Genomic DNA, 24,067 nt, shown 5'->3' with positions numbered 1-24,067 from the left:
GAGGGTATTGATGAGCGCGTATCGAACCGTGGTGGTCGGCACGGACGGATCTGATTCGTCGTTGCGTGCAGTCGACCGCGCCGGTCAGATTGCCGCCGGCTCGAATGCCAAACTGATCGTGGCAACCGCGTACTTCCCCCAGAGCGAAGATCAGCGTGCCGCCGATGTGCTCAAGGACGAGGGCTACAAGATGGCCGGCAATGCGCCGATCTACGCCATCCTGCGCGAGGCGACCGACCGTGCGAAGGCCGCCGGCGCCACGGACATCGAGGAGCGGCCCGTCGTCGGCGCTCCGGTCGACGCCCTCGTCGAGTTGGCTGAGGACGTCCAGGCGGATCTGCTGGTTGTCGGCAATGTCGGCCTGAGCACGATCGCCGGCCGGCTGCTGGGCTCGGTGCCCGCGAACGTGGCACGGCGGTCGAAGACCGACGTGCTCATCGTCCACACCAGCTGAGCCACACCCGCTGACTGACTACCAACCGCGCTCGCGCCACTCCCCGAGGTGGGGACGTTCGGCGCCGAGCGTGGTGTCATCGCCATGGCCGGGGTATACGACGGTGCGGTCGTCGTAGACGTCGAACACCTTGGCGCTCACATCACCCAGTAGGCGCTCGAAGTCACCGGGCTGCCAGGTCTTGCCGACACCGCCGGGAAACAGGCAGTCACCGGTGAACAGGTGTGTGACACCGTCGGGCGCCTTGAGCGCCAGCGCGACCGAACCCTCGGTGTGGCCCTGTAGGTGGATCACGTCGAACGTGAGGTCGCCGATCCGCACGGTGTCCCCGTCGGCCAGGATCCGGTCCGGGGTGACCGGCAACGGTTCGGCGTCGAGTGCATGCGCGGCCGTCGGTGCCCCGGTGACCTCTGCCACAGTCGCCAGCGCCTGCCAGTGGTCGAAGTGCTGGTGGCTGGTGACGATCAGGGACAGCTTGGGTGCCTGCTGCTTGATCACGTCCAGGAGCACCTCAGCGTCGTTTGCGGCGTCGATGAGCAGGGTCTCCCCGGTGGACGTGCAGGTCACGAGGTAGGCGTTGTTGTCCATGGGGCCCACTGACACCTTGATGATCGAGGCGTTCGGGAGGGTGCGCCGGGCGGCGGTGCCTGGCTCCTGGTGACCGGTGTACGTGTCGTCAACCGCGATGTGAGGGCTGGTCATAGCGCCACCGTATCGGGCTTGTCGGTGGTCGCACATAGCATGGGCGTGAAGTCTGTCGTGGGAAAGGAAACGCGTGGCTGACCGCCTGATCGTGAAGGGTGCCCGCGAGCACAATCTGCGAGGAGTCGACCTCGATCTGCCGCGTGATGCGCTGATCGTGTTCACCGGCCTGTCCGGGTCCGGCAAGTCCTCGCTGGCGTTCGACACCATCTTCGCCGAGGGCCAGCGCCGCTACGTCGAGTCGCTGTCGGCGTACGCCCGCCAGTTCCTGGGGCAGATGGACAAGCCGGACGTCGATTTCATCGAGGGCCTGTCGCCCGCGGTGTCGATCGACCAGAAGTCGACCAACCGCAACCCCCGCTCGACCGTGGGCACCATCACCGAGGTCTACGACTACCTGCGTCTGCTGTACGCCCGCGCGGGCACCCCGCACTGCCCGGTGTGTGGTGAGCGGATAGCCCGGCAGACCCCACAGCAGATCGTGGACCAGGTCCTGGCCATGGACGAGGGCCTGCGATTCCAGGTGCTGGCCCCGGTGGTCCGCACCCGCAAGGGTGAGTTCGTCGACCTGTTCGACAAGCTCAACACGCAGGGTTACAGCCGGGTGCGGGTGGACGGCGTGGTGCACCCGCTGACCGATCCGCCCAAGCTCAAGAAGCAGGAAAAGCACGACATCGAGGTGGTCGTCGACCGGTTGACGGTCAAGGCCAGCTCCAAGCAGCGGCTCACCGATTCGGTGGAGACCGCGCTGAACCTGGCCGACGGGATCGTGGTGCTCGAATTCGTCGACCGTGACGACGACCATCCCCATCGTGAACAGCGCTTCTCCGAGAAGCTGGCCTGCCCCAACGGCCACCCGTTGGCCGTGGATGATCTTGAACCGCGGTCGTTCTCGTTCAACTCGCCCTATGGCGCCTGCCCGGAGTGCACAGGGCTGGGGGTCCGCAAGGAGGTCGACTCTGACCTGGTCGTGCCCGACCCGGACCTGACGCTGGCCGAAGGGGCCATCGCGCCGTGGGCCGTCGGGCAGAGCGCCGAGTACTTCACCCGGATGTTGTCCGGGCTGGGTGATCAGCTCGGGTTCGACGTCGACACCCCGTGGAAGAAGCTGCCGGCCAAGGCGCGCAAGGCGATCCTGGAAGGCTCTGATCACCAGGTCCACGTCAAGTACAAGAACCGCTACGGCCGCACCCGGTCCTACTACGCCGATTTCGAGGGCGTGATGGCGTTCCTGCAGCGGCGCATGGAGCAGACCGACTCGGAGCAGATGAAGGAACGCTACGAGGGCTTCATGCGCGACATCCCGTGCCCGGAGTGCAACGGCACGCGGCTCAAGCCCGAGATCCTCGCGGTGACGATGGCCGCGGGTCAGTTCGGCGCCAAATCCATCGCCCAGGTGGCCGAGCTGTCGATCGCGGACTGCGCGGACTTCCTCAACGCATTGACGCTCGGCCATCGCGAGCAGGCCATCGCCGGGCAGGTGCTCAAGGAGATCCAGTCGCGGCTCGGGTTCCTGCTCGATGTCGGGCTGGACTACCTGTCGCTGTCGCGCGCGGCCGCGACGCTGTCCGGCGGTGAGGCCCAGCGCATCCGGCTGGCCACACAGATCGGCTCCGGGCTGGTCGGGGTGCTCTACGTGCTCGACGAGCCGTCCATCGGCCTGCATCAGCGTGACAATCGCAGGCTGATCGACACCCTGGTGCGGTTGCGCGACCTGGGCAACACGCTGATCGTCGTGGAACACGACCTGGACACGATCGCGCACGCCGACTGGGTGGTCGACATCGGCCCCGCGGCCGGTGAACACGGTGGCCGGATCGTGCACAGCGGCACCTATCAGGACCTGCTGGTCAATCCCGAATCCATCACGGGCGCTTACCTTTCCGGAAAGGAGAGCATCGAGGTCCCGGCGATCCGGCGGCCTACCGACAAGCGTCGTCAGGTCACGGTGGTGGGGGCGCGGGAGAACAACCTCAAGGAGATCGACGTCGCGTTCCCGCTCGGCGTGCTCACCTCGGTCACCGGGGTCTCGGGCTCGGGCAAGTCGACTCTGGTCAACGACATCCTGGCCACGGTGATGGCCAACAAGTTGAACAAGGCCAGGCAGGTGCCGGGCCGGCACACCCGGGTCAACGGGCTCGACCAGCTGGACAAGCTGGTCCGCGTCGACCAGTCACCGATCGGCCGCACTCCGCGGTCCAACGCGGCCACCTACACCGGGGTGTTCGACAAGATCCGGTCACTGTTCGCCGCCACCACCGAGGCCAAGGTCCGCGGCTATCAACCGGGCCGCTTCTCGTTCAACGTCAAGGGCGGCCGGTGTGAGGCTTGCTCGGGTGACGGCACCATCAAGATCGAGATGAACTTCCTGCCCGACGTCTATGTGCCGTGCGAGGTGTGCCAGGGCGCCCGGTACAACCGGGAAACCCTTGAGGTGCACTACAAGGGCAAGACCATCGCCGAGGTGTTGGACATGTCGATCGAGGACGCCACCGAGTTCTTCGAGCCGATCAGCTCGATCCACCGGTACCTCAAGACCCTCGTCGACGTCGGTCTGGGCTATGTCCGGCTCGGGCAACCGGCGCCGACACTGTCCGGTGGTGAGGCGCAACGCGTCAAGCTGGCCGCCGAGCTGCAGAAGCGGTCCACCGGGCGCACGGTCTACATCCTCGACGAGCCGACGACGGGCCTGCACTTCGAGGACATCCGCAAGCTGCTCAAGGTGATCAACGGCCTTGTCGACAAAGGCAATACGGTGATCGTCATCGAGCACAACCTCGACGTGATCAAGACCTCGGACTGGATCGTGGACATGGGTCCCGAGGGTGGGGCCGGCGGCGGCACCGTCGTCGCGCAGGGCACGCCCGAGGATGTGGCGGCGAAACCGGACAGCTACACCGGCCAGTTCCTCGCCGAGCTGGTCGAGGTGCCCGCGCCGAAACCCAAGCGGCGCAAGGTCAGTGCTTGATCGACCCGGTGCAGCCGCTAATTCGGTTGCACCGGGCCGGTGCGGTTCTGGAGACTGGCACGTATGGGCCACGTTGAGGTCGCACACATCAGCCATACGCTGCCGGACGGTCGGCAGCTCCTCGACGATGTCTCGTTCCGGATCGCCGACGGTGCCACGGCGGCACTTGTCGGTCCCAATGGCGCCGGCAAAACCACACTGCTGCGGTTGATTTCGAGCGACCTGGTACCCCAGCAGGGCACGGTCGCGCACAGCGGTGGCCTGGGCGTGATGCGCCAATTCATCGGCGGCATCCGTGATTCGACGTCGGTCCACGAACTGCTGTTGTCGGTCGCGCCGCCTCGCCTGCGGGCCGCCGCGGTCGACGTGGATGCGGCCGAGCTCGCACTGATGGAGCGTGACGACGAATCCAGCCAGATGCGCTACGCCAACGCGCTCGCCGGCTGGGGCGACGCCGGTGGATACGATGCCGAAATTCTCTGGGACGCCTGCTGTATCGCCGCGCTCGGGATGTCCTACGAGTCCTGTCGCTGGCGCCTGGTCAACACGCTGTCGGGCGGCGAACAGAAACGACTGGTGCTCGAGGCGCTGCTCCGCGGACCCGACGAGGTGTTACTGCTGGACGAGCCGGACAACTATCTCGACGTGCCGGGCAAGCAGTGGTTGGAACAGCGCCTGGGCGAGACGACCAAGACGATCCTCATGGTCAGCCACGACCGAGAGCTCCTCAACCGCACCGCGGAACGGATCGTCACGGTCGAATCGCGGCACGTCTGGATCCACGGTGGCGGGTTCGATGGTTATGCGCAGGCCCGCCGGGACCGCAACGAACGTCTCGAAGAACTGCGACGACGATGGGATGAGGAGCACGCCAAGCTCAAGACGCTCGTCGTCGAGCTGCGCCAGAAGGCCGCGTACAACGACGGTATGGCGTCGCGGTATCAGGCCGCGCTGACACGGCTGCGCAGGTTCGAAGAGGCCGGTCCACCCGAGGTGCCGCCGCGTGACCAGGACATCAAGATGCGGTTGCGGGGCGGCCGTACCGGTAAGCGTGCGGTCGTCTGCGACAGCCTCGAATTGACCGGTCTGATGCAGCCATTCGACCTGGAAATCTTTTACGGTGAGCGCGTTGCGGTGCTGGGTTCCAATGGTTCTGGCAAATCGCACTTCCTGCGATTGCTGACCGCGGTGGCCGATGAATTGCCTCGTGGTGCCACCACCGCCGAGCCCGTGGCGCACAGCGGTCTCGCGCAACTCGGTGCCAGGGTGTCACCGGGACTGTTCGCTCAAACGCACGCACGCCCGGATCTCGCCGGCCGAACACCGTGCGAGATCGTGATGGTCGAGCACGCCAGGCTGCGCACCGAAGCGATGAGCGCCCTGGCTCGCTACGAGCTGCAGGCCTGTGCGGAACAGCCGTTCGAAACACTTTCGGGAGGTCAGCAGGCCCGGCTGCAGATCCTGCTACTCGAACTCGGTGGCGCGACACTTCTGCTGCTCGACGAACCGACCGACAACCTCGATCTTGCCAGCGCCGAGGCGCTACAGGACGGACTTGCCGCTTACGCGGGTACGGTGGTCGCGGTCACCCATGACCGTTGGTTTGCCCGATCGTTCGACCGCTTCCTGGTGTTCGGGGCCGATGGCTTCGTCTATGAATCGACCGACCCGGTATGGGACGAGTCGAGGGTGATGCGCACGCGGCGTTAGCTTTTCGTCAGCGGCGACCGAATCGGTCACCCAAAGGTGTGGTAGCTCTGGAACGCAAACCAGTGCGGGCCAAGCCGTTTCGTCCAGCTGATGACGTAGTCGCCCGATGACTTGTGTTCGGTCTGTGGCGCGCTGCCGTCGGCGCTGTAGGCGAAGCCGTTCCAACCGTTCTGGTCGTCGCGGTAGGTGAAGTCGACGAAGTTGTCGGACCGGCCCGAGATGTACTCGATGGGGTAGCCGGCGATATGGCCGGGGTGTTTACCGAAGGTGGCATCCTGGTTGAAAGCCTGCAGAGCCCGCTCGAACGATGGCTGCGCCATCCGCCAATGCAGTTGCAGTGGAACGTTTGTGCAGATCAGCGCGATGCCCGCGATCACCAGCGCGGGACTTGCCAGCATCACCGCCCAGTCCCGGCGGCCGGCCGTGCGCCGCAGTGCGACACCGACGACGCACCAGATCACCAACAGCGGGATCGATGCCAGCGTGGCGACATAGAAAATGTCGGATGGATCGCCGGGAAAACTCGCCCCGTAGAGCTGACCGACGACGGCGAATCCGGTCAGAGTCAACAGCGCCCAACCCGCGATGCGCATCAGCGCTTCGACAGCGGCGACGGGAACCGGGGTTTGGTTCGCACCCCGGCGAGCCATTCGGTCAGCGCGTCGGCGCGCTGCTGCAACGCGCGGGTGCCGTCACGGCCGATCTCCTCGAGCAGGTGCAACTCGATCCGACCGTCGGTGTCCTGACCCCAGCCGCCCACGATCCGGCCGTTCCACCACGCTGTGGGCCCGGCGTTGCCGTTGGTGTCGAACACCTGGCGGCGGTGATCGCCCAGGTACCAGTCGCGGTCGAACCAGCCCATGGTGGTGACATCCAGACCAGGCAGCAGGGCCGCCCACGGCTCGGGCTCCGGCTCTACGTCGAGGTCATCCGGCAGTACATAACCCACGGCGTCGGGAGCGGCTTCCAAGTCCACCTCGACGGCACCGATATCGCGCAACGCGTGGCGGGCCCAGGTCAGGGTGTTGCCGAACCACCACTTGATGTCGGTGACCGTGGCCGGGCCGAACGTCCCCAGCCAGGTCCGCACCAGCTCGGCACGGGCATGGTCGGGCTCGGCCGGCGGCACTGAAGTCCCGAGCCACTCGGACGTGACGGTCCAGCGCGGCCGCGACGTGGTCCAGGTGCCGTCGTTGGGGCCACGTACGATCTCGCCGCGCACCCCGAGCACCGTCAAAACCCTTGGGGAAAGCGGAGTGTCACCGCCATAGTGCTTTCCCGGTGCCGGGTTGTAGCTGCCTGAGAGTTCGGGCAGTGCGGTGCGCAGCTGTGCCGCAGGGGTGGGCCCGTGCTCGTGCAGGTGGGCCAGTACGGCCTGGCACGCAGTGTCCAGCCAGTGGGCGCCGTCGACGGCCACCCCGGCCTTCTCCACATCGGCGATGAGCTTCCGCTGCTCGTTTCCGGCCACCCGGTCGCTGGCCCCGGCCTGCACCAGCGGCAGGTCCCCGGCGCGCACGATCCACAGCGTGCGGCGCATCGCGAGGTGCTTGAGGATTGTGCGTCGGCGATAAAGCTCGCCGTCCAGATCGTCGGCGGTGAAACCGGGCAGCCGCGCCCACAGGGACAGGTACGGGGTCGATGGATCAGTGGCATGCAGGCCGACGAAGGATCCCGCGATGTCCATGACCGAGGAGGCCGGCCGGCTCAGGAAATGACGCCGGGCCAGCCGAGCCCGGCGCTCGGCGAGTGTGAACGTCCGCACGGATCAGGCGTCGTCCGTCTTGTGCATGGACTCGCGGATCTGCTGTAGGCGCTCGGCAGCAGCCTGCTGGCGCTTCTCGTACTGCTCCTCGATCGAGCGGCCCTCAGGGGTCTCGGCGGCCAACTCTGACGCCCCGATTGCGGTGCCGTACCGGGTCTCGATCTTCTCGCGGACCGCGTCGAACGTCGGTACCCCGGCGGCGGTGTAGCCGGTGTCGGCCGGCTCAGAAACCGGCCCTGGGACAGGCCCGGGCAGCGGGCCCGTGCGGGGGGCTGCGGGAACGATCTCGCCCTCCACCACATCGGGCTCCTGGGCTTTTTCGGGTTGATCCGGCTGCTCTGGGTCCTTCGTCACGAAACCCACGTTACCTGCGGGAACTGACATTTCTTGGGATCGGTAGCACGTGGCCCCGCCAAGACTTCAGGACACGACGGAGCCATCGGGGCAACGCGGAACGAAGGGGAAGACGCAATGACCATGAATCGAGTTATCGCAGGCGCCATGGGACTGCTCGCTACCGGTGCGGTGCTGGTGGGTTGCTCGAACGACAAGGCGGCCGACAAGCCCGCGGACAAGCCGGCCGCGTCGGCGACCGACACCAAGGTCAGCTCCGGGAGCAGTGCCCAGGTCAAGGTCGATGGATCCGATCTGGCGGGACTCGACCTGAACTCGGTCACCTGTGTCAAGCAGGGCGGCAAGATCAACGTGGCAAGCGCCGCGATCGGCGGCCAGCAGGGCCTGGGCGTGGTGATGACGGACGAGGCCACTCCGAAGGTCGAGTCGCTCGGCCTGGTCTATGACGGCAGCGCACTGGCGGTCAGCGAGGCGATGGGTGTCAAGGTCGGCTCGGCAGAGGTCAAGGTCGACGGGGACACCTACACCATCACCGGTGAGGCGTCGGGCGCCGACATGAAGAACCCGATGGCCGGGATGGTCAACAAGCCGTTCACCATCACGGTGTCCTGCAGCTGATCTCCCGACATGGCGGGCGTGCCCGGCAGACCTTCTGCCGGGTACGCCCGCCGCTTTTATATGGTGCAGGGGTGACCATCGCCGGCGATCTCGACCGCGCCCGTCACCTGTCGCTGTCTGCCGAGGAGGTCGCTGCCCGCGACCTGCTGGTGTCGCAGCTGCCCCTGATCGAGCAGGCCGACCGCGACGACTACGCGCTCGAGGTGTTCGCCCAACTCGGTGAGATCTACCTGGTGCGCACCGCGTATGAGGGTGTGGTTGAGAGTATTTCCCGCATCCGCGATTGCCTGGCGATCTACGTCGCGATCCGGTCGGGGCAACGCCCCGACCTCGCGGCCGAGGTCACCATGTCCGACCACGACATCGATCACCTGATCTGCCGGTATACCCGGCGCGTCGAGTTTCTCGCTGCCGGACTCGCCGCGGCTCGTGGCGATCATGACGATGCCGCAGCGCATCTGGCGGCGCTGATCGAAGTCCCCGGGAATTATGGTGACTTGCTGTCCGAGCACCGTAACCTGATCTGCCACACCAGAATTCTGATCGCGAGCGGTCTTTGCGACGATGACCTGTATGCGGCATCGGTACCGGTGTGGGCCGAGGTGCTCGACGTACTCCAGAATGCCGGGCCCGGTGCCGACGACGCCGAGACCGATTCCCTTTTCGTCACCGGCGCACTGGGTTACGGCCGGTTCTGCATCGAGTCCGGCCGGCTCGACGAGGCCGAACCGTGGTTGCGCCGGGCCGGTGCCCGCGCGGAGGCCCGCGACTGGAGGCTCGCCACCGCCCGCGCCCAGCTCGAGCGAGGGGCCTCGGCCTGGTCGGCCGGTCGTTACGCGGAGACCCAGGACCTGGTCACCGCGGCCTACCCGGTGATCGCCGAACATGCCCGCGCCCACGACGTCTCCCGGAGCTGGCTGTATTTCGGACTGATCCGGTTGGGACTCGGTCGCCTGAAGGAAGCCGATGAATGTTGGGAGCACGCCGAGCGGCACTGGCGGGAGCTGGGCAAGCCGCTCCACATTCACCGGATCCTGTTGCAACGCAGCTGGATCGCCATCTTCCGTGGCGCCTTCGAGGAGGCGGTACAACTGGTGGAGCAGGCCAGGCAGTTCCTGGACGCGTCGCCGCGACACAGCTGGCTGCAGTACGCCCGGCTCGATGCGCACCTCGGAAACATCTGGCGGGCCGATGCGCTCGTCGAGATGGGTTTCGACGGCGTCGGCGAGCCCGGCCAGGACTGGAACCAGGTCGAGGCCCGGTACGCGGCGGGGGTCGGCGTGGTCGACTGCGCCCCGGGCACGCCGGAGTACCGCCGTGCGATGGTCAAGCTCGACCGGGCCGCCGCTCTGTTGGTTCCCGCCGCGCTGGCAGTCGATTCGGTGCGCTACACGATCACCGACGCCGGAGCCAGGGCCCGCTGGGCGAGCGGCGTCTCGGCTCCGTTGTTGGCGGGGGCGTTCGCTGTGGCCTGGGAATCGGACAATATCGATCTGACGTGTGAACTGGTCGAATACCACAGCGCGCGAGGAACCTTCAGTACAGATCCGGCAGCTGGGCCGGGTCCGGTCGCAGATTGGACCGGAACCGCCACGGCTGTGGTTCCGGTCGAAGCCGAACTCGCGCCGCAACTCGCTGTTGCGGCCGCTGCAGGGCCGGTCGGCGGCGAAGGCGAGCTGACGCGGCTCGGACCGTTGCCCCCGCTGCGGATGGATCCGAGTTCGGGCCCGATCATGAGCCACTACCGGGAGCTGGCGCTGCAGCGGTACGGACAGGACGTCACCGCGCCCGGTGGGGAATGGACGACGTGGCCATGACCGACACTCTGGTACTGCGGTTCGCCGATGTCGGTATCGCGACCTATGTGAGCCTGCGTGTGGTCGGGGAGCCGCAACGTTCGGTCACCTGGGTGATAGAGGAACCGCACATGCAGGCGGTGGAGGCCGTTCTCAACCCTGCGCTGCCGGACCCGATCGGTACCGAAACCCACGGCGACGCGATTGAACGGGCCGTGACCACAGGCGCGTTCGCCACCGCCGAGGCGGAACTCGACCTGGCCCGGTTGCTGGGCTCGCACCTGATCGGGATCGCCGGCTGGCAGCTACTGGCCGACTGCGTCGCCGACGTGCGGCCCGTCCTGTTCGTGACGCCGAGCCCGCGGTTGGGCCGGGTGCCCTGGGGGCAGCTGGCGATGCCGGGCCCCGACGGCTTCCGGTTGATGGAGTTGGTGGACGTGCTGATGGCGGTGCCGCCCAACATCGTTCACGCACCGCGCACCCCGGCCCGTTGGCAGGACCGCCTCGGACGGCCGCCGGTGCTGGTGCTGGATCCGCGCATTCCCGGACAGCGGCCGGATTCGGCCCTGGGCTCGGTGATGGGTCGCCCATCGCCACAGACTCCGCTGTCGGAGCATTTCGGTGACCTGGTGGCCGGCCACGCCGTCCTGCCGAAGGTCGCCGACACCGTCGAGCTGTTCCGTCGCACCGATACCGATCGGCGCTGGTTGGCCGACGCGTGCGCCCAGGACCCGAGCCGGCTGCTCTACGTCGGGCACGCCAGTGCCGCTGACGGTGCCGCCGGCCACGCCGATCGGGCCGCGCTGCATCTGGCCGAAGACCGGCCGCTGACCGCGGGGGAGATGATCGCGGCGCGGTTGCCGATCCCACCCCGGGTGGCGTTGCTGGCGTGCGCATCCGGCGGCGACTACCGGTTCGACGAGGCGGCCGGCCTGGTCGCCGCCATGATCCTGGGCGGCGCGCAGTTGGTCACCGCGACGCTGTGGTCGCTGCCGACGACTGCGGGCTTCCGGCAGTTCGGCAATGCACCCGAGGCCGATCCGATGGCGGACACCATCGTCGGAGTGGATCTGGCACATCGCGACGAGAACGCGGGCCTGGCGGTGAACCGCTGGCAGCGCGCCACGATGCGCCGCTGGCGCGACGGTGACACCACGGCCAGCCCGCTGTACTGGGCCGCGATGGCCACGTTCACCGTCGACGGCGCCCGCTGAATCAGGCCGGGGTCACACACACCGCGACGGTGCTCTCGTCACCGGGCCGGTAGTAGGTGTCGATCACGTTGCCAGGTGAGACTTTCGCCAGTGCCGTCGCGGGAATCAGCGCGCGCTGGCGCACCGGGAACTGACCGCCGCCGCGCCGGCTGACCATCAGATCGAGTTCGACCTCGCGGTAGTCCTCCCGGATCGCGCCGGTGGCGCGCATCCCGGTGATGATCCCGCGCGACCGGGTTCCGGTACGGATCAGGGCAAGCTGAGTCCCGGTCAGTAATCCCTTGCGGACCAGCATGTGGTCGAACTCGGCCACCAGCTCGCCCAGGGTGACCAGACGCTCGTCGGCCTCGTCATTCGGGTGGATACACCGGGCCCGGCGGGCGGCGGTCAACACGGCGCCCGTGCCCAACAGGCACAGGACGGTGATCAGCACGGCGTCGGTCATGTTCCCAGGGTCCGGCCGGGGGAGCGCTACCGAACCCAACTTCGGCTCTATCCTGGTGCCGGTGAGCATCGGGTCCGATACGGCTGGGGCTGAGGCCGGCCCCAATTCGGGCATGACTTCGGCGCAGCCGCGCCGCGCCGTGATCGACCGGGCCTGGCGCGCACTCGGGCCCGGGGTCGAGGTGTTCAGCGGTGACGACGGCGGGCCGCTGCGCCGGACCGTCAAACGGATCATCGATCCACTGGTGCTCAGACTCCGCAGCAACACACAGTTTTCGGCGCCGATTCTGGCGCCCGACGTGGCCGCCGACCTGCACGAGCAGATGGTGCGTAGCGGGCCACATCTGCGTGCTGCGGCGGCCTGGTTCGTCGAACTCAAACTGCAGCGCCGGCGGCTGCGCATCACCAACGGCAATGCCCAGGAGTTGTATTTTCCGGCGTGTTTCGAACTCGCGGTGACGCGGGGCGCTCCGACATCCGATCGATCGCAGGTGGCGGCCGAGGTGCTGGCCGAGCTGCACGAGGGCCGTGACCGCACGGCCATTGAAGCGCTCAACGCGTATGTGGCCGAACCGCAGGTCGTCGACCGGTTGCGGCGCCAACTGGCGCGCAGCTGGGGTGACGTCGTCCCGTCGGACGCCATCACCGGTCCGTTCTTCGCCGGGCTGGCCACCGTGCTCGGCCCGGCCGACAGCCACCGTGCGGAGGCGGCCCGGCAGCGGGTGTGGTCGGCGTTGGTGGCCGACGCCACGCCGTACAACCTGGGTGCCGGGGCGCGACGTGTCGGGACTGCTCAGCCGTGGTCGATCGTCGACATCGGGCTGAGTTCAGTTCTGCCGCAACAGGCTCCGTCGATCAGCGGGCCGGGCGAGGGGGACCGCCCGCTGGACCGCAGCGTGGTGGACCGGGTCCGTGCGACGTTGCGCCGAGCCCTGGACCGCGATGAGCTGCCCGATCTCCCGCTGCTGTGCTCCGAGGAAGTGGACCGGGCCTGCGCGCCGTGGGGGCTGCTCGCCGAGGACAAACAGGCCGCGCTTCTCACAGGCATCGAGGTGGCGACCGACCTCCATCCGCTCGACGCCTCGGCGTCGGGACGCTATCAACTGTCGGCACGGATCCAGGCCCGGTTGGCCAAGGAGGCGTATGTGCTGCATGCCCGCCGCTATCTGGCGGCCGGCACGGCGGTGCACCCGCGCCAGCAGCAGGTCATCGACGATCTCGGTGCGTTCGCCCGGCCCTACCTGAGCCGGCTGTGGGCGCGGCTGCACGGCCGCGACGTGTGGCAGGAGTCCTGCGCGGACGTCGACGACCTGCGGTCCCTGTTGGAAGGTGTGGCCAGATCGGTCAGCCTCGATCATCGGCAGCGGATCAAGGCGATGCTGGAAGTGCAGGTGGCAGAGTGAAATTGGGTGCTGACGCCGGCCTGTGGAGCACGGGCCACCTGGACCACGGTGCGCCCTTGGTCGCAGTGCTGGAGGTCGGCGGCGCCGTGCTGTCGTGGGTGGTGGATGGGGGCGCCGGCGAACCACCTTCCATCGCATTCACCGACCCCGAGCGTGCGGATTGGTTGTGGCGCGTGCTCGGGGAGTCCGGCCACGTCGCTGTCTTGAACGCGCTGCGTCACAGGGAACTGGGACAACCGCTCGACCTGCCCGATGTGCAGCTGCTGCCCGGCTCGACGGATGCGTTGCGGCGCCTGGCGATTGGCCACTGGCTGCGCCGGTGGTGGCCGGCCAGTGACCGCGACGGCATCGCGGCGCTCGAGCGCCCGCTGCTCGATGCGGAACTCGCCCTGCTGACGGTGGCGGCCGAGGACTTCTTCACCGACGACACCCTGGACTCCGACGTGGAGAGCCTGCTGGCACCCCACATGGAGGCGCTGAATTTCCTCGCCGGTCAAGGTGATCCGAGGGTCGACGAGCTGGTCGGAGAATGTCGGGAGTTGGCCGCCGAGGTCGGGCTGGACTGGCCTGACATCGTCGTCGCGACGGCTCGGCGTGAGGACTACGCCCTGGCGGCCGGGGCCGGCGACGGATCCGGCCAGGCGGGCCTGATCGCCCGAGGGGTGGCGACGGTCGACTGGGCGGCGGTACCGCCCGCGGTATTCGACGCCGCCGAGGACACCGTCGAGTGGTCGGTTACCGCCGTTGGCGAGGCAACCAGCGCGGTGGTGCGGGTGGCGCTCTCGGGCCCGGATTCATCGGCAGGCATCGGCGTGGAAATGCGCGGCGGCGGCTGCGCCGGCTCCGGTGTCCTCGACGCCACAGGCCGCGCCGTGCTGCCGCTGCGCGCTCCAGATGGGCAGCCGCTCAGCGAGACCCGCGCGTGGAATACGGATTGGTCACAGGCCACGGTGCGGGTCGGCGCGGACGGCGTCGACGAGTCCGCAGCGGACCGGGACCGGGTGCGGGCGTTCGCGCGGGCCCGGCTGGCTGGGGCAGTATCCAATTCGGGGCTCGCCGCGGTATCCGATTCGCGGCTCGCCGCGGCGGCCGACGCGTTCCTTGCCGAGGTACGTGCGGCCGAATCCGACTACTGACGGTTATTTGGCGGCGGTCTGGATGTAGGCCGCCGACGGCGATGTCTGCGGTAATCCGACCGGGGTCACCTGGGGGGTGCCGATCACACCGGCCAGCCAGGGCAGGGCAGCGGAGAACGCGTGGCTGGCGAACGGCCAGTCGTGTGTGCCTTGTTGGGTCACCACCGCGCAGGCGATGCCGTGTTTCGAGCCGAGTGCGCAGAGGGCGTTGGCCGCCTTGGCCTGATCGTTGGCGCGGCCCGCGGGCTTGCCCGCCGTCGACGTGTCGTTGACGTCGAACCAGCCGGCGGTCTGCTCGTACTGGCCGTGTCGGTTGATCGCCGTGCTCGGGTCGAACGCATCCCAGGCCGCGGCGTTCCCGCCGAAGAGCCGGTCGATGGTCTGCGCCTTGGTGCCCGAGTTCGGGCCGATGTCACCCGCGATGTCCACGAATGCACTGAACAACTCAGGGTGCATGACTGCCAGGTCCACCGCGCAGGTGCCGCCCATGGACCAGCCGACGATGCCCCAGCCGGCCGCGGCCGGGTTGACGCCGTAGTGGTTGCTCATATACGGCACAACGTCTTTGGTGAGGTGGTCGGCGGAGTTCCCGCGCTTGCCGTTGACGCATTCGGTGTCGTTGTTGAAGGTGCCGCCGGGGTCGGCGAACACCAGCACCGGCGCGTACCCGTGGTGGGTCGCGGCGAAGTCGTCCATCGTCTTGATCACGTTGCCGGCCCGCATCCAGTCGGCTGGGGTGTTGAACTCGCCGCCGATCATCATCACCGTCGGCAACTGTGGCGCGGGATTGGTGGCGAACCACGCAGGCGGCAGATACACGTATTCACCACGATGCCGGAAACCCGATGCGGTGTTGGGGATCTCGACCGGCACCACGCTGCCCTTGGCCGGGATGGTGCCCTGACGTTGCATCGCGGCCACCGTGACCTGATCGGTCTGGTCGGGTAGCGGCCCGGCCGTCAGCTGGTTCCAGGCGGTCTGTACCCACGGGAAGTAGCCCACCCACAGGTTCAGCGCCAGGGCCGTGCACAGCAGGGTCATCGGCACCGCCATGACCGCGGTGCCGCGCCGCCACCAACGGCTGCCGCGCCACCCGGCGAGCAGGACCACAACGGCCACACCCGTCAGCGCGATCCACACCCACAGCGACCGCGGTGCAGGGTTGCCCGCCAGGCCCTCGGAGTCGATGTACCAGTTGGTGCCGACGACCAGGATGCCGCCCACTGCGGCGGCCAGCGGCAGCCAGATGAGCGCCCAGCGGCGGGTACGCCAGCCGATTGCGGCGATCAGCACCACGGCGGCGATGACTTGGACGCTGGTCGGTACCCAGCCGTGCATCAAGGACAGGTGGTGAGTGAAGGTCACACCAATATCGTCGTCGCCGAATCTTGGGAACCGCTGTGAACCGCCTGCTAACGAGGTTTGGCCAGAGGAAACGGCAGTGTTTCGCGGATGCTACGTCCGGTGATCAACATGACCACGCGGTCCACACCCATGCCGAGACCGCCTGTCGGTGGCATCGCATACTCCATCGCCTGCAGGAAATCCTCGTCGAGTTCCATGGCCTCGGGGTCACCGCCTGAGGCCAGCAACGACTGCTCCTGCAGCCGCCGGCGCTGTTCGACGGGGTCGGTCAGTTCGCTGTAGGCGGTGCCCAGCTCGACGCCCCAGGCCACCAGGTCCCAGCGCTCGGCAACCCCGGGAACGCTGCGGTGCGGCCGGGTCAGCGGCGATACCGACGTCGGGAAGTCCTTGTAGAACGTGGGTTCTTCGGTGCGGTCCTCGACGAGGTGCTCGTACATCTCCAGCACCACGGCCCCGGCGTCCCAGTGGGTCAGGTACGGGATGTGCGCCGCATCGCAGAGCCGGCGCAGCGTGGCCAGATCCGTCTCGACGGTGACGTGCTCGCCGAGGGCTTCTGACACCGCGTCGTGCACGGTCTTGACTGCCCACCGGCCCGAGATGTCGACCGGTTCGAGGACCCCATCGGCACGCGGCCGCTGGAAGACCTGGGCTCCGTTGGCGGCCTGGGCGGCGTTCTGGATCAGTTCGCGGCAGCCGTCGATCCACACGTTGTAGTCGGCGTGGGCCTGATAGGCCTCCAGCAGGGTGAACTCCGGGTTGTGGCTGAAGTCCACGCCTTCGTTGCGGAACGCCCGGCCCAGTTCGAAGACCCGCTCGACACCGCCGACGCACAACCGCTTGAGGTACAGCTCGGGTGCTATCCGCAGATACAGATCGAGGTCGTAGGCGTTGATGTGGGTCAGGAACGGCCGGGCGTTGGCGCCGCCGTGGATCTGTTGCAGGATCGGCGTCTCCACTTCGAGGAAACCCTTGCCGTACAACGTCTCCCGAATGGCGTGCAGCACGCCGCTACGGGCCCGGATCAGATCCCGCGCCTCGGTGTTGACGGCCAGGTCCACGTAGCGGGCCCGTACCCGGGCCTCCTGGTCGGTCAGGCCCTTCCACTTGTCCGGCAGCGGGCGGAGGCATTTGCCGATCAATCGCCAACTGTCGACCAGCAGCGAGTGCGTGCCGTTGCGGCTGCGTCCCATCGAACCGGTGACCTCGATCAGATCGCCGAGATCGATTGTTTCGGTGAAGTCGGCGGTGCCGGCCTGCGTCAGGCGGGTGTTGTCGAGCAACAGCTGAACTTCGCCTGACCAATCGCGCAGTTGAGCGAACAGCACGCCGCCATAGTCCCGGATCCGCAGGATCCGCCCGGCCACGCTCACGGTGTCACTGTCAGCGGACTCCAGTGCGGCCGCGACGGTATGGCTGGGGGCCTGGCCCACGGGATAGGCGTCCACACCGTTGGCCTGCAACTGGCGCAGCTTGGCCATCCGGACCCGGACCTGCTCGGGTAGCCGTTGTTGATCGTCGTCGGTCAGAACGTCCCGCAGCCCGTTGCGGTCCGGAGCACTGCCGTCGTGGTGCAGCTGGCCCGAATCCACCAGATCGGCCGGGGCCGCGACGTGTTCGCCGGTGTGCTGCTTGTTTCGCCGGGAGAACGGCAGCACCAGGAAACCTTCGGCGATCACCGAGGCCACCCCGACCCGCGGGATCAGCCGGGCATCCTCGTAGCAGGCGTACCGCGGCACCCACTCGGGCTGGTACTTCATGTTCGACCGGTACAGCGTCTCCAGCTGCCACCATCGGGAGAAGAACACCAGCAGGGCCCGCCAGAGCCGGGCCACCGGACCCGCGCCCAGTTGCGCACCCTGTTGGAACGCCGACCGGAACATCGCGAAATTCAGTGAAATCCGGCTGACCCCAATGCCTTCGGACTGCATGCACAGTTCGCTGACCATCAGTTCGATGGTGCCGTTGGGGGACTGGGGGGAGCGGCGCATGACGTCGAGCGAGACGCCGTTGGCGCCCCACGGCACCAACGAGAGCAATGCGACCACCTCAGGTTCTGAGTTGTCCCCGCGATGCTGCATCGCCTCGACGAGCAGGCAGTCACCGTCGGCCGGGTCGCCGAGCCGGCCCAGCGCCATCGAGAAGCCGCGTTCGGTCTCGGTGTCCCGCCAGGCGTCGGCGCGCCGGATCACCTCGGCCATCTCCGCCTGATCCAGCTCGCGGTGGCGCCGGATGCGCACCGAGGTCCCGGCCCGGCGAGCCCGGGTGACCGCCTGTCGCACCGCGCGCATGTCCGGGCCGGACAGCCGGAAGTTGTCCGGGTGCAGGATGGCCTCGTCGCCGAGTTGCAGTGCGTTGAGTCCGGCCGCCCGGAACGCCTCGGCCGCGGCCGAGCTGGCGCCCATCACGCCCGGCGCCCAGCCGTAGGTCTGGCACAACTGCAGCCAGGCCGCGATCGCCTGCGGCCAGGCCTTGGGATCACCGACAGGATCACCGCCGGCCAGGCACACACCCACCTCCACGCGGTAGGCGATCGCGGCCCGCCCGTTGGGGGCGAACACCACCGACTTGTCGCGGCGGGTGGCGAAATAGCCCAGCGAGTCGTTCTTGCCGTAGGCCTCCAGCAGCCCGCGGATCGCCGATTCGTCCTCACCGGTCAGCGCATTGGAGGCGCGCTGCGACTGGAACAGCACGACGGCGGCCACCATCAGCGCGAGAGCGCCGAACAGGCCGAAGATGGCGTTGAGGAAGGTGTGCGAATAGCCCTCGAAAACCTCGGTCGGGACCGTCGCAAAGCCGCTCACCCGGTTGACGGCATACAGCAGCCGCCACTCGGAGGCCAGCGTGCCGGGGAACAGCTCCAGCAGTCCCCACGCAGCCAGGATGCCGATCGCCATGCCCGCGACCAGCACGACGGCGGATTTGAGCAGCGCCCCGCGCCGTACCTTGGCCCAGAACTGATTGCGGGCCAGCATCAGCAAGGCGATGGCGGCCAGGTGGAATGCGACGCCGATGACCTCGCCGACATCCTCGGCGAGCGGATCACCGCCCGTGGCGAGGTCACCGAGGTTCCAGCCGATGGCGCCCACCATGTAGAGCACCAGGATCCACCAGGCGATCCGCTTGCGGGCCGCGAGCGCGGCGGCCAACAACGCCAGCACGAAGGCCCAGGCGAAGCTGGTGTCGGGGAAGTTGAAGATGTAGTCGTTGACGAACTCGCGCGGCACCTGGATCAACCAGCGCACCGCCGGAGAAACGCTGGCGATCAGCGACAGGGTGGCGATGACCCCGACGGTCCAACCCGCCGCTGCGGGAACCCAGGAGAACCTCGACGCGGGCTGGACCCCGGCGCGGCGGCCGCGGCTGATAACGGTCATAAGCCCGGAGAATAGGCGGTCAAACCGTCAATTGGGTCCATCGCGCGCACAGACACCTTCCAGGCGATTACCAGACCGGACCGGTGTACTTCTCGCCTGGGCCTTTGCCCGGTTCCTCGGGCGCGGCGCTGGCTTCACGGAATGCCAGTTGCAGACTCTTGAGGCCGTCGCGCACGGGGCCCGCGTGCGGTCCGAGGTATTCGGCCGATGCCGTCACGAGGCCGGCCAGCGCGGTGATGAGCCTGCGGGCCTCATCAAGATCACGGTGCGGGCTATCCTCGGGATCCTCGGCGGACAGTCCGATCTTCTCGGCCGCGGCGCTCATCAACATGACCGCCGCCCGGGTGATCACTTCCACCGCGGGGATGTCGGCAAGTTCGCGGACGGCGGGGCCGTCCAGATCGCTTGAGTCCTGCGGCGTAGCGTCGGCGGGCGTTTCTGTCGGATCGGTCATGCCTGCTAGACTGTCATGCGCGACCGTCCCGGCTTATGTCAGGGACAGCAAGTGGAGTCCCACTCCCACCGTTGGCCACAAGGTACAACGGTCCGGTCGCCGGTGTCCTCGGACGCCGGTTCTGTGCTCCAGATACTGGAGGTGCAGGCGGCGTAAGCCGTGATCGGTCGGCATTGGGCCCTGCTTTTAGCAGGGCTTTTCTGTTCTTCGGGCAGAGATGCAGATGGGTGGGTCTCCTCAGCAGACCCAACATAGGAGGCCCCATCAGCACTGAGACCCGCATCAACGAGCGCATTCGCGTACCTGAAGTCCGCCTGATCGGACCGAACGGCGAGCAGGTAGGGATCGTGCGCATCGAAGATGCTCTCCGCGTCGCCGCGGATGCCGATCTCGACCTCGTCGAAGTTGCACCAGCCGCTAAACCCCCGGTCTGCAAGATCATGGATTACGGCAAGTTCAAGTACGAGACGGCACTCAAGGAGCGCGAGTCTCGCAAGAACCAGCAGCAGACCGTCGTCAAGGAACAGAAGCTGCGTCCCAAGATCGACGATCACGACTACGAGACGAAGAAGGGCCATGTGGTCCGCTTCCTCGAAGCCGGGTCCAAGGTCAAGGTGACCATCATGTTCCGCGGTCGTGAGCAGTCCCGCCCCGAACTCGGGTACCGGTTGCTGCAGCGGTTGGGCGCCGATGTCGCCGATTACGGCTTCGTCGAGACGTCTGCCAAGCAGGACGGCCGCAACATGACGATGGTGCTGGCACCGCACCGCGGCGCGAAGACTCGCGCCAAGGCGGCGGAGCAGGCCGAGCGCCCCGGCGGCGGGCAGCAGGCTGCACCAGCCGCACCAGAAGAACCAGACGTTACGCAGAACTAGTTTCAAGACAGAACTGAGGATTCATGCCCAAGGCGAAGACCCACAGCGGAGCATCGAAGCGCTTCCGCAAGACCGGGACCGGCAAGATCGTGCGCCAGAAGGCCGGCCGGCGTCACCTGCTGGAGCACAAGGCCTCCAAGCGCACCCGCCGGCTTGACGGCCGCACCGTGGTGGCAGCCAACGACACCCAGCGTGTCAACAAGTTGCTCAACGGCTAGACCTGCCGCTCCCCGTACCGAACGAGAATAGGAACATCCCATGGCACGCGTGAAGCGCGCACTCAACGCCCAGAAGAAGCGGCGTACCGTACTCAAGGCCTCGAAGGGCTACCGCGGCCAGCGGTCCCGCCTGTACCGCAAGGCCAAGGAACAGCAGCTGCATTCGCTGACCTACGCCTACCGGGACCGCCGTGCCCGCAAGGGTGAGTTCCGCAAGCTGTGGATCTCGCGTATCAACGCCGCGGCCCGCGCCAACGACATCACCTACAACCGCCTGATCCAGGGTCTCAAGGCCGCAGGCGTCGAGGTCGACCGCAAGAACCTGGCCGAGATCGCCGTCAGCGATGCCGCCGCGTTCACTGCGCTGGTCGAGGTTGCCAAGGCCGCGCTGCCCGAGGACGTCAATGCGCCCTCGAATGAGGCCGCCTGACGCTCACCGAGCGTTCTGCCCGGGTGGCGGCTGCAGTCAAACTGCAGCGCCACATCGGGCGCCGCCGCGCCGCACGCTTCCTTGCCGAGGGTCCCAACCTCGTCGAGGCCGCGTTGCGGCGCGGACTTGTTTCCGAGGTGTTCGCGACCGAGGCCGCGCTGGATCGCTTCGGCGCGCTGCTGGCCGACGCGCCGGTGCAGTTGGTCACCGAGCGTGCGGCAAAAGCCTTGTCGGACACCGTGACACCGGTCGGCCTGGTGGCGGTGTGCCGGTTGCCGGAAGTCTCCCTCGATGATCTTCTGGCTGCCGCGCCCCGGTTGATCGCGGTACCCGTGCAGATCTCGGAGCCGGGCAACGCGGGAACGTTGATCCGGACCGCCGACGCGATGGGCGCGGACGCGGTGGTGCTGGCCGGCAACAGCGTCGACCCCTACAACAGCAAGTGTCTGCGGGCGTCGGCCGGCAGCATCTTCTCGCTGCCGGTGATCAACGAGCCCGATGAGGCGGCAACCGTTGCGCGGCTTCAGGCCGCCGGGTTGCAGGTGTTGGCCACCACGATCGACGGCGAGGCCAGCCTCGACCATGTGGACCTGGCCGGGCCCACCGCCTGGCTGTTCGGTCCCGAAGCCCACGGCCTGCCAACCGAATTGGCCTCGGCAGCCGACCACCGGGTGCACATTCCGATGCCCGGAAATTCCGAAAGTCTCAACATCGCCTCGGCGGCGTCGATCTGCCTGTATCAGAGCGCCCGCGCCCACCGCATCGGCCAGATCTCAGAGTAGTTTCGGCTCAGCCCGTCCGTCGCGGGCGTAGCGCCGGGGCGATTTTCGGCCCCGTTTTCCGCCGCAGCGCTTCACTCGTGGAGTCAGAAGGTCGGTCTAAGGTCGATGGATACGCCGAGATCGCCGGAGGACGAGCCGTGTGCCAATACTGCGGATGCCGGGACATGCCCCTTCTGCGGGATTACATCGCCGAGCATGAGCGGGCCGTCGATCACGGCCGCGAAGCGGTCCGCGCCCTGGATCGGGGCGAGCTGGACGTGGCCCGTCAGCGGCTGACGGCGATGTTCGAGGAATTGCGTTCCCATTGGCAGGGTGAGGAAAACGGGCTGTTCGCGGTGATGCACCGCGACGAGCTCTACGCCGAGCACATCGACCCGTTGGTGGCCGAACACCGCGAGCTGGCCGCCTTCCTCGAGGTCGTCGACCTGTCCGACCCCGGGGATCAGCAACGGGTGCGCGATGAGATCGAGGAGCTCTACGCGCACATCGCGAAAGAAGAGGACGGACTGTTCCCGGCTGCGCTCACCGCGCTCGACGGTGTGGACTGGGATGCCGCGATGGCCGGGTGGCGCGAGGCGCACCCGGGTCGCGAGATGATTTCCTAGGGCGTGGACGAGAACCTACGTGACGCGGTATCGGCGAAGCCCGGGTCAGAAGTAGGTGCGGATCATGTCGACGACGAGCGGATCAGTCTCCTGCTGCGCCACGACGGGGATCCATCTCCACTTGTCGAAGGCAGTGCACGGGTGGGAAAGCCCCAGCCGCACAACGTCACCCACGCGAATGTCGGAATCGGGCGGGATGGTCAGGAATGCGTGCTGGTCGTTGACGGCGACGATCTCCGCATCGGTGAGCGGACGCGCGGGCGCACCGAGCTGCGACGCGACCAGCTGCGGGGTGGGGAGTCCCTCGTCGAACGGAACATCTCGCTTTCCGGCGTCCAGCAGTGCCAGCCCGGGTTCTGGGCGTGACACCACCCGCGCCCAGGTGTGCATCGCCGAACGTAGCCGGTACTTTTCACGGCTGCGGCCGAAAGGCGTTATCCCCGTGTAGAAGCCGTCGTCGTGGATGATGTAGGCCCCCGCGCGGACCACGACGTGCGTGCGGCCACCGGCGAGCGGGGCCAGAACATCGGCCACGAGATCGAAATAGGCGCTGCCGCCGGCGCTTACGTACACATCGGCGTCGGTGGGGTAGTGGCCCGCGGCGTCGATGTTCCGGTGCAGCCGCGCCATTTCCTCCAGGTAGTGCCTGACGCGTGCCATCGACGCCTCGGAAGCGTCATGCGCCAGTGACCCCTCGTATCCGCACACGCCGGCCAGGCGCAGGGAGTCGGTGGCCGCGATCCGTGCGGCCACCGCTGCGGCCTCGTCGACCGAGCGGGCTCCGGTCCGCCCGCCGGGCTCGCCGAGTTCGACGAGTACCGGAATAGGCCGGGCCACCCGGGTGTCGGCCAGTGCCGCGTCCATCGCGTCGACGGTGGCTGTCGAATCCGCCCAGGTGAGCACCACGAGATCGGGCCGGGCGGCCATCTCCCGGGCCAGCCAGCGCAGGGCGGCCGGGTCGACCAGGGCATTGGCAAGCAGGATCCGCCGAACGCCAAAGTTCACCGCGACGCGTACCTGGCTCGGTGTGGCAAGGGTGATTCCCCATGCGCCGCTGCGCAATTGACGGTCCCACAGGACCGGCGACATGGTGGTCTTTCCGTGCGGCGCCAGTTCCACCCCATGTGCTGTGCACCAGGCCGCCATGGCGGCGACATTGTCTTCGATGGCCGAATCGTCCAGCGTCATCACCGGTGTGGTGAAGGCGGAGAGGCGGGGCTGGGTGGCCAGGAACTCCGCGGTGGTGAGGCCGTCGGCCTCGACGGGAAGCGCCTTGTCCAATTCCGACAGGCGTTCGGCGCGAAGAGTGTCCCACGCCCGACCGGCCGGCGTGGGCTCGCCTCGCGTCGTCATGCTGATCGTGTCCTCCATGGTGATTCTGGTGCGTTGCACGCACCACAACG

General features: G+C 67.6%; 22 protein-coding genes. 13 read left to right on the top strand and 9 right to left on the bottom strand.

The window, feature by feature from the left end; translation table 11 throughout:
- Positions 1-10: 10 nt before the first annotated feature.
- On the top strand, positions 11-454 hold the full coding sequence (locus ACWEFV_RS13655) for a universal stress protein (protein WP_044524035.1): 444 nt from the start codon (positions 11-13) through the stop codon (positions 452-454).
- A gap of 18 nt (positions 455-472) precedes the next feature.
- On the opposite strand, the gene ACWEFV_RS13650 is transcribed toward ACWEFV_RS13655, so the two are convergent.
- On the bottom strand, positions 473-1,156 hold the full coding sequence (locus tag ACWEFV_RS13650; RefSeq protein WP_450070545.1) for an MBL fold metallo-hydrolase: 684 nt from the start codon (positions 1,154-1,156) through the stop codon (positions 473-475).
- Positions 1,157-1,229: 73 nt separating this feature from the next.
- Between ACWEFV_RS13650 and uvrA the strand changes: the two genes are divergently transcribed.
- On the top strand, positions 1,230-4,124 hold the full coding sequence (gene uvrA / locus ACWEFV_RS13645; protein WP_450070544.1) for an excinuclease ABC subunit UvrA: 2,895 nt from the start codon (positions 1,230-1,232) through the stop codon (positions 4,122-4,124).
- 63 nt (positions 4,125-4,187) lie between these two features.
- Positions 4,188-5,834, top strand: a complete 1,647-nt coding sequence (locus ACWEFV_RS13640) for an ABC-F family ATP-binding cassette domain-containing protein (protein ID WP_450070543.1) — start codon at positions 4,188-4,190, stop codon at positions 5,832-5,834.
- A 26-nt stretch (positions 5,835-5,860) separates the two neighbouring features.
- On the opposite strand, the gene ACWEFV_RS13635 is transcribed toward ACWEFV_RS13640, so the two are convergent.
- Genes ACWEFV_RS13635 through ACWEFV_RS13625 form a run of 3 tightly spaced genes read right to left on the bottom strand, consistent with a single transcriptional unit; the run spans position 5,861 to position 7,950 of the window.
- Entirely contained in the window at positions 5,861-6,427 is a 567-nt protein-coding gene (locus tag ACWEFV_RS13635) for a hypothetical protein (protein ID WP_450070542.1), read from the bottom strand.
- Complete coding sequence (locus ACWEFV_RS13630) at positions 6,427-7,596, bottom strand: winged helix DNA-binding domain-containing protein (protein WP_450070541.1); 1,170 nt, start codon at positions 7,594-7,596, stop codon at positions 6,427-6,429. Before ACWEFV_RS13630 ends, ACWEFV_RS13635 begins: the two co-directional genes overlap by 1 nt.
- A 3-nt stretch (positions 7,597-7,599) precedes the next feature.
- Positions 7,600-7,950 (bottom strand): hypothetical protein, encoded by a 351-nt coding sequence (locus ACWEFV_RS13625; protein WP_450070540.1) that lies wholly within the window; start codon positions 7,948-7,950, stop codon positions 7,600-7,602.
- A gap of 123 nt (positions 7,951-8,073) precedes the next feature.
- Here ACWEFV_RS13625 and ACWEFV_RS13620 point away from each other — a divergent pair, with 123 nt between their 5' ends.
- The 3 genes from ACWEFV_RS13620 (at position 8,074) to ACWEFV_RS13610 (ending at position 11,578) form a co-directional block, all read left to right on the top strand.
- Complete coding sequence (locus ACWEFV_RS13620; protein WP_135460100.1) at positions 8,074-8,568, top strand: lipoprotein LpqH; 495 nt, start codon at positions 8,074-8,076, stop codon at positions 8,566-8,568.
- 71 nt (positions 8,569-8,639) lie between these two features.
- Entirely contained in the window at positions 8,640-10,385 is a 1,746-nt protein-coding gene (locus tag ACWEFV_RS13615; protein ID WP_450070539.1) for a tetratricopeptide repeat protein, read from the top strand.
- Positions 10,382-11,578 (top strand): CHAT domain-containing protein, encoded by a 1,197-nt coding sequence (locus tag ACWEFV_RS13610; protein ID WP_450070538.1) that lies wholly within the window; start codon positions 10,382-10,384, stop codon positions 11,576-11,578. The genes ACWEFV_RS13615 and ACWEFV_RS13610 overlap by 4 nt, the downstream gene beginning before the upstream one ends.
- A 1-nt stretch (position 11,579) precedes the next feature.
- Here ACWEFV_RS13610 and ACWEFV_RS13605 read toward each other — a convergent pair whose 3' ends face one another.
- Positions 11,580-12,023, bottom strand: a complete 444-nt coding sequence (locus tag ACWEFV_RS13605; RefSeq protein ID WP_135455394.1) for a hypothetical protein — start codon at positions 12,021-12,023, stop codon at positions 11,580-11,582.
- Between the two features lie 61 nt (positions 12,024-12,084).
- Here ACWEFV_RS13605 and ACWEFV_RS13600 point away from each other — a divergent pair, with 61 nt between their 5' ends.
- Complete coding sequence (locus ACWEFV_RS13600; RefSeq protein WP_450070537.1) at positions 12,085-13,425, top strand: hypothetical protein; 1,341 nt, start codon at positions 12,085-12,087, stop codon at positions 13,423-13,425.
- On the top strand, positions 13,422-14,561 hold the full coding sequence (locus ACWEFV_RS13595) for a hypothetical protein (RefSeq protein ID WP_450070536.1): 1,140 nt from the start codon (positions 13,422-13,424) through the stop codon (positions 14,559-14,561). The genes ACWEFV_RS13600 and ACWEFV_RS13595 overlap by 4 nt, the downstream gene beginning before the upstream one ends.
- Positions 14,562-14,564: 3 nt before the next feature.
- Here the strand turns inward: ACWEFV_RS13595 and ACWEFV_RS13590 are convergent, their stop codons facing one another.
- The 3 genes from ACWEFV_RS13590 to ACWEFV_RS13580 all read right to left on the bottom strand — a co-directional run bounded on the left by ACWEFV_RS13590 (position 14,565) and on the right by ACWEFV_RS13580 (position 19,754).
- Positions 14,565-15,899 carry an alpha/beta hydrolase-fold protein gene (locus ACWEFV_RS13590; RefSeq protein ID WP_450070784.1) on the bottom strand — a complete coding sequence of 445 codons (1,335 nt, stop codon included), beginning with the start codon at positions 15,897-15,899 and terminating at the stop codon, positions 14,565-14,567.
- Positions 15,900-15,973: 74 nt separating this feature from the next.
- The gene (lysX, locus tag ACWEFV_RS13585; RefSeq protein WP_450070535.1) at positions 15,974-19,300 is read right to left on the bottom strand and encodes a bifunctional lysylphosphatidylglycerol synthetase/lysine--tRNA ligase LysX; all 3,327 of its coding nucleotides are present in this window, start codon (positions 19,298-19,300) and stop codon (positions 15,974-15,976) included.
- A gap of 67 nt (positions 19,301-19,367) precedes the next feature.
- A complete protein-coding gene (locus ACWEFV_RS13580) occupies positions 19,368-19,754 on the bottom strand; it encodes a DUF1844 domain-containing protein (protein ID WP_450070534.1) in 387 nt (128 codons plus the stop codon).
- 263 nt (positions 19,755-20,017) lie between these two features.
- On the opposite strand from ACWEFV_RS13580, the gene infC reads away from it, so the two are divergent.
- The 5 genes from infC to ACWEFV_RS13555 all read left to right on the top strand — a co-directional run bounded on the left by infC (position 20,018) and on the right by ACWEFV_RS13555 (position 22,664).
- Positions 20,018-20,629 (top strand): translation initiation factor IF-3, encoded by a 612-nt coding sequence (gene infC, locus ACWEFV_RS13575; protein WP_167858141.1) that lies wholly within the window; start codon positions 20,018-20,020, stop codon positions 20,627-20,629.
- A gap of 23 nt (positions 20,630-20,652) precedes the next feature.
- Positions 20,653-20,847 (top strand): 50S ribosomal protein L35, encoded by a 195-nt coding sequence (rpmI, locus tag ACWEFV_RS13570; RefSeq protein ID WP_135455383.1) that lies wholly within the window; start codon positions 20,653-20,655, stop codon positions 20,845-20,847.
- A 40-nt stretch (positions 20,848-20,887) separates the two neighbouring features.
- The gene (rplT, locus tag ACWEFV_RS13565; protein WP_135455381.1) at positions 20,888-21,277 is read left to right on the top strand and encodes a 50S ribosomal protein L20; all 390 of its coding nucleotides are present in this window, start codon (positions 20,888-20,890) and stop codon (positions 21,275-21,277) included.
- Between the two features lie 23 nt (positions 21,278-21,300).
- A complete protein-coding gene (locus ACWEFV_RS13560; RefSeq protein ID WP_450070533.1) occupies positions 21,301-22,059 on the top strand; it encodes a TrmH family RNA methyltransferase in 759 nt (252 codons plus the stop codon).
- Positions 22,060-22,223: 164 nt separating this feature from the next.
- The gene (locus ACWEFV_RS13555) at positions 22,224-22,664 is read left to right on the top strand and encodes a hemerythrin domain-containing protein (protein ID WP_450070532.1); all 441 of its coding nucleotides are present in this window, start codon (positions 22,224-22,226) and stop codon (positions 22,662-22,664) included.
- A gap of 45 nt (positions 22,665-22,709) precedes the next feature.
- On the opposite strand, the gene ACWEFV_RS13550 is transcribed toward ACWEFV_RS13555, so the two are convergent.
- Entirely contained in the window at positions 22,710-24,017 is a 1,308-nt protein-coding gene (locus ACWEFV_RS13550; RefSeq protein WP_450070783.1) for an amino acid deaminase, read from the bottom strand.
- Positions 24,018-24,067: the final 50 nt, after the last annotated feature.

The organism is Mycobacterium sp. NPDC004974 (genome assembly GCF_053600815.1).
This window is presented reverse-complemented; position numbering and strand designations above follow the sequence as displayed.

What these genes read in the sequence shown, in the direction of transcription:
- ACWEFV_RS13635 (WP_450070542.1), bottom strand. Translation starts at nt 6,427, where the DNA reads ATGCGCATCGCGGGTTGGGCGCTGTTGACTCTGACCGGATTCGCCGTC.
- ACWEFV_RS13610 (WP_450070538.1), top strand. Translation starts at nt 10,382, where the DNA reads ATGACCGACACTCTGGTACTGCGGTTCGCCGATGTCGGTATCGCGACC.
- ACWEFV_RS13580 (WP_450070534.1), bottom strand. Translation starts at nt 19,754, where the DNA reads ATGACCGATCCGACAGAAACGCCCGCCGACGCTACGCCGCAGGACTCA.
- ACWEFV_RS13605 (WP_135455394.1), bottom strand. Translation starts at nt 12,023, where the DNA reads ATGACCGACGCCGTGCTGATCACCGTCCTGTGCCTGTTGGGCACGGGC.
- lysX (WP_450070535.1), bottom strand. Translation starts at nt 19,300, where the DNA reads ATGACCGTTATCAGCCGCGGCCGCCGCGCCGGGGTCCAGCCCGCGTCG.
- ACWEFV_RS13555 (WP_450070532.1), top strand. Translation starts at nt 22,224, where the DNA reads ATGCCCCTTCTGCGGGATTACATCGCCGAGCATGAGCGGGCCGTCGAT.
- ACWEFV_RS13640 (WP_450070543.1), top strand. Translation starts at nt 4,188, where the DNA reads ATGGGCCACGTTGAGGTCGCACACATCAGCCATACGCTGCCGGACGGT.
- ACWEFV_RS13620 (WP_135460100.1), top strand. Translation starts at nt 8,074, where the DNA reads ATGAATCGAGTTATCGCAGGCGCCATGGGACTGCTCGCTACCGGTGCG.
- rplT (WP_135455381.1), top strand. Translation starts at nt 20,888, where the DNA reads ATGGCACGCGTGAAGCGCGCACTCAACGCCCAGAAGAAGCGGCGTACC.
- ACWEFV_RS13550 (WP_450070783.1), bottom strand. Translation starts at nt 24,017, where the DNA reads ATGACGACGCGAGGCGAGCCCACGCCGGCCGGTCGGGCGTGGGACACT.
- ACWEFV_RS13590 (WP_450070784.1), bottom strand. Translation starts at nt 15,899, where the DNA reads ATGCACGGCTGGGTACCGACCAGCGTCCAAGTCATCGCCGCCGTGGTG.
- ACWEFV_RS13655 (WP_044524035.1), top strand. Translation starts at nt 11, where the DNA reads ATGAGCGCGTATCGAACCGTGGTGGTCGGCACGGACGGATCTGATTCG.
- rpmI (WP_135455383.1), top strand. Translation starts at nt 20,653, where the DNA reads ATGCCCAAGGCGAAGACCCACAGCGGAGCATCGAAGCGCTTCCGCAAG.
- ACWEFV_RS13650 (WP_450070545.1), bottom strand. Translation starts at nt 1,156, where the DNA reads ATGACCAGCCCTCACATCGCGGTTGACGACACGTACACCGGTCACCAG.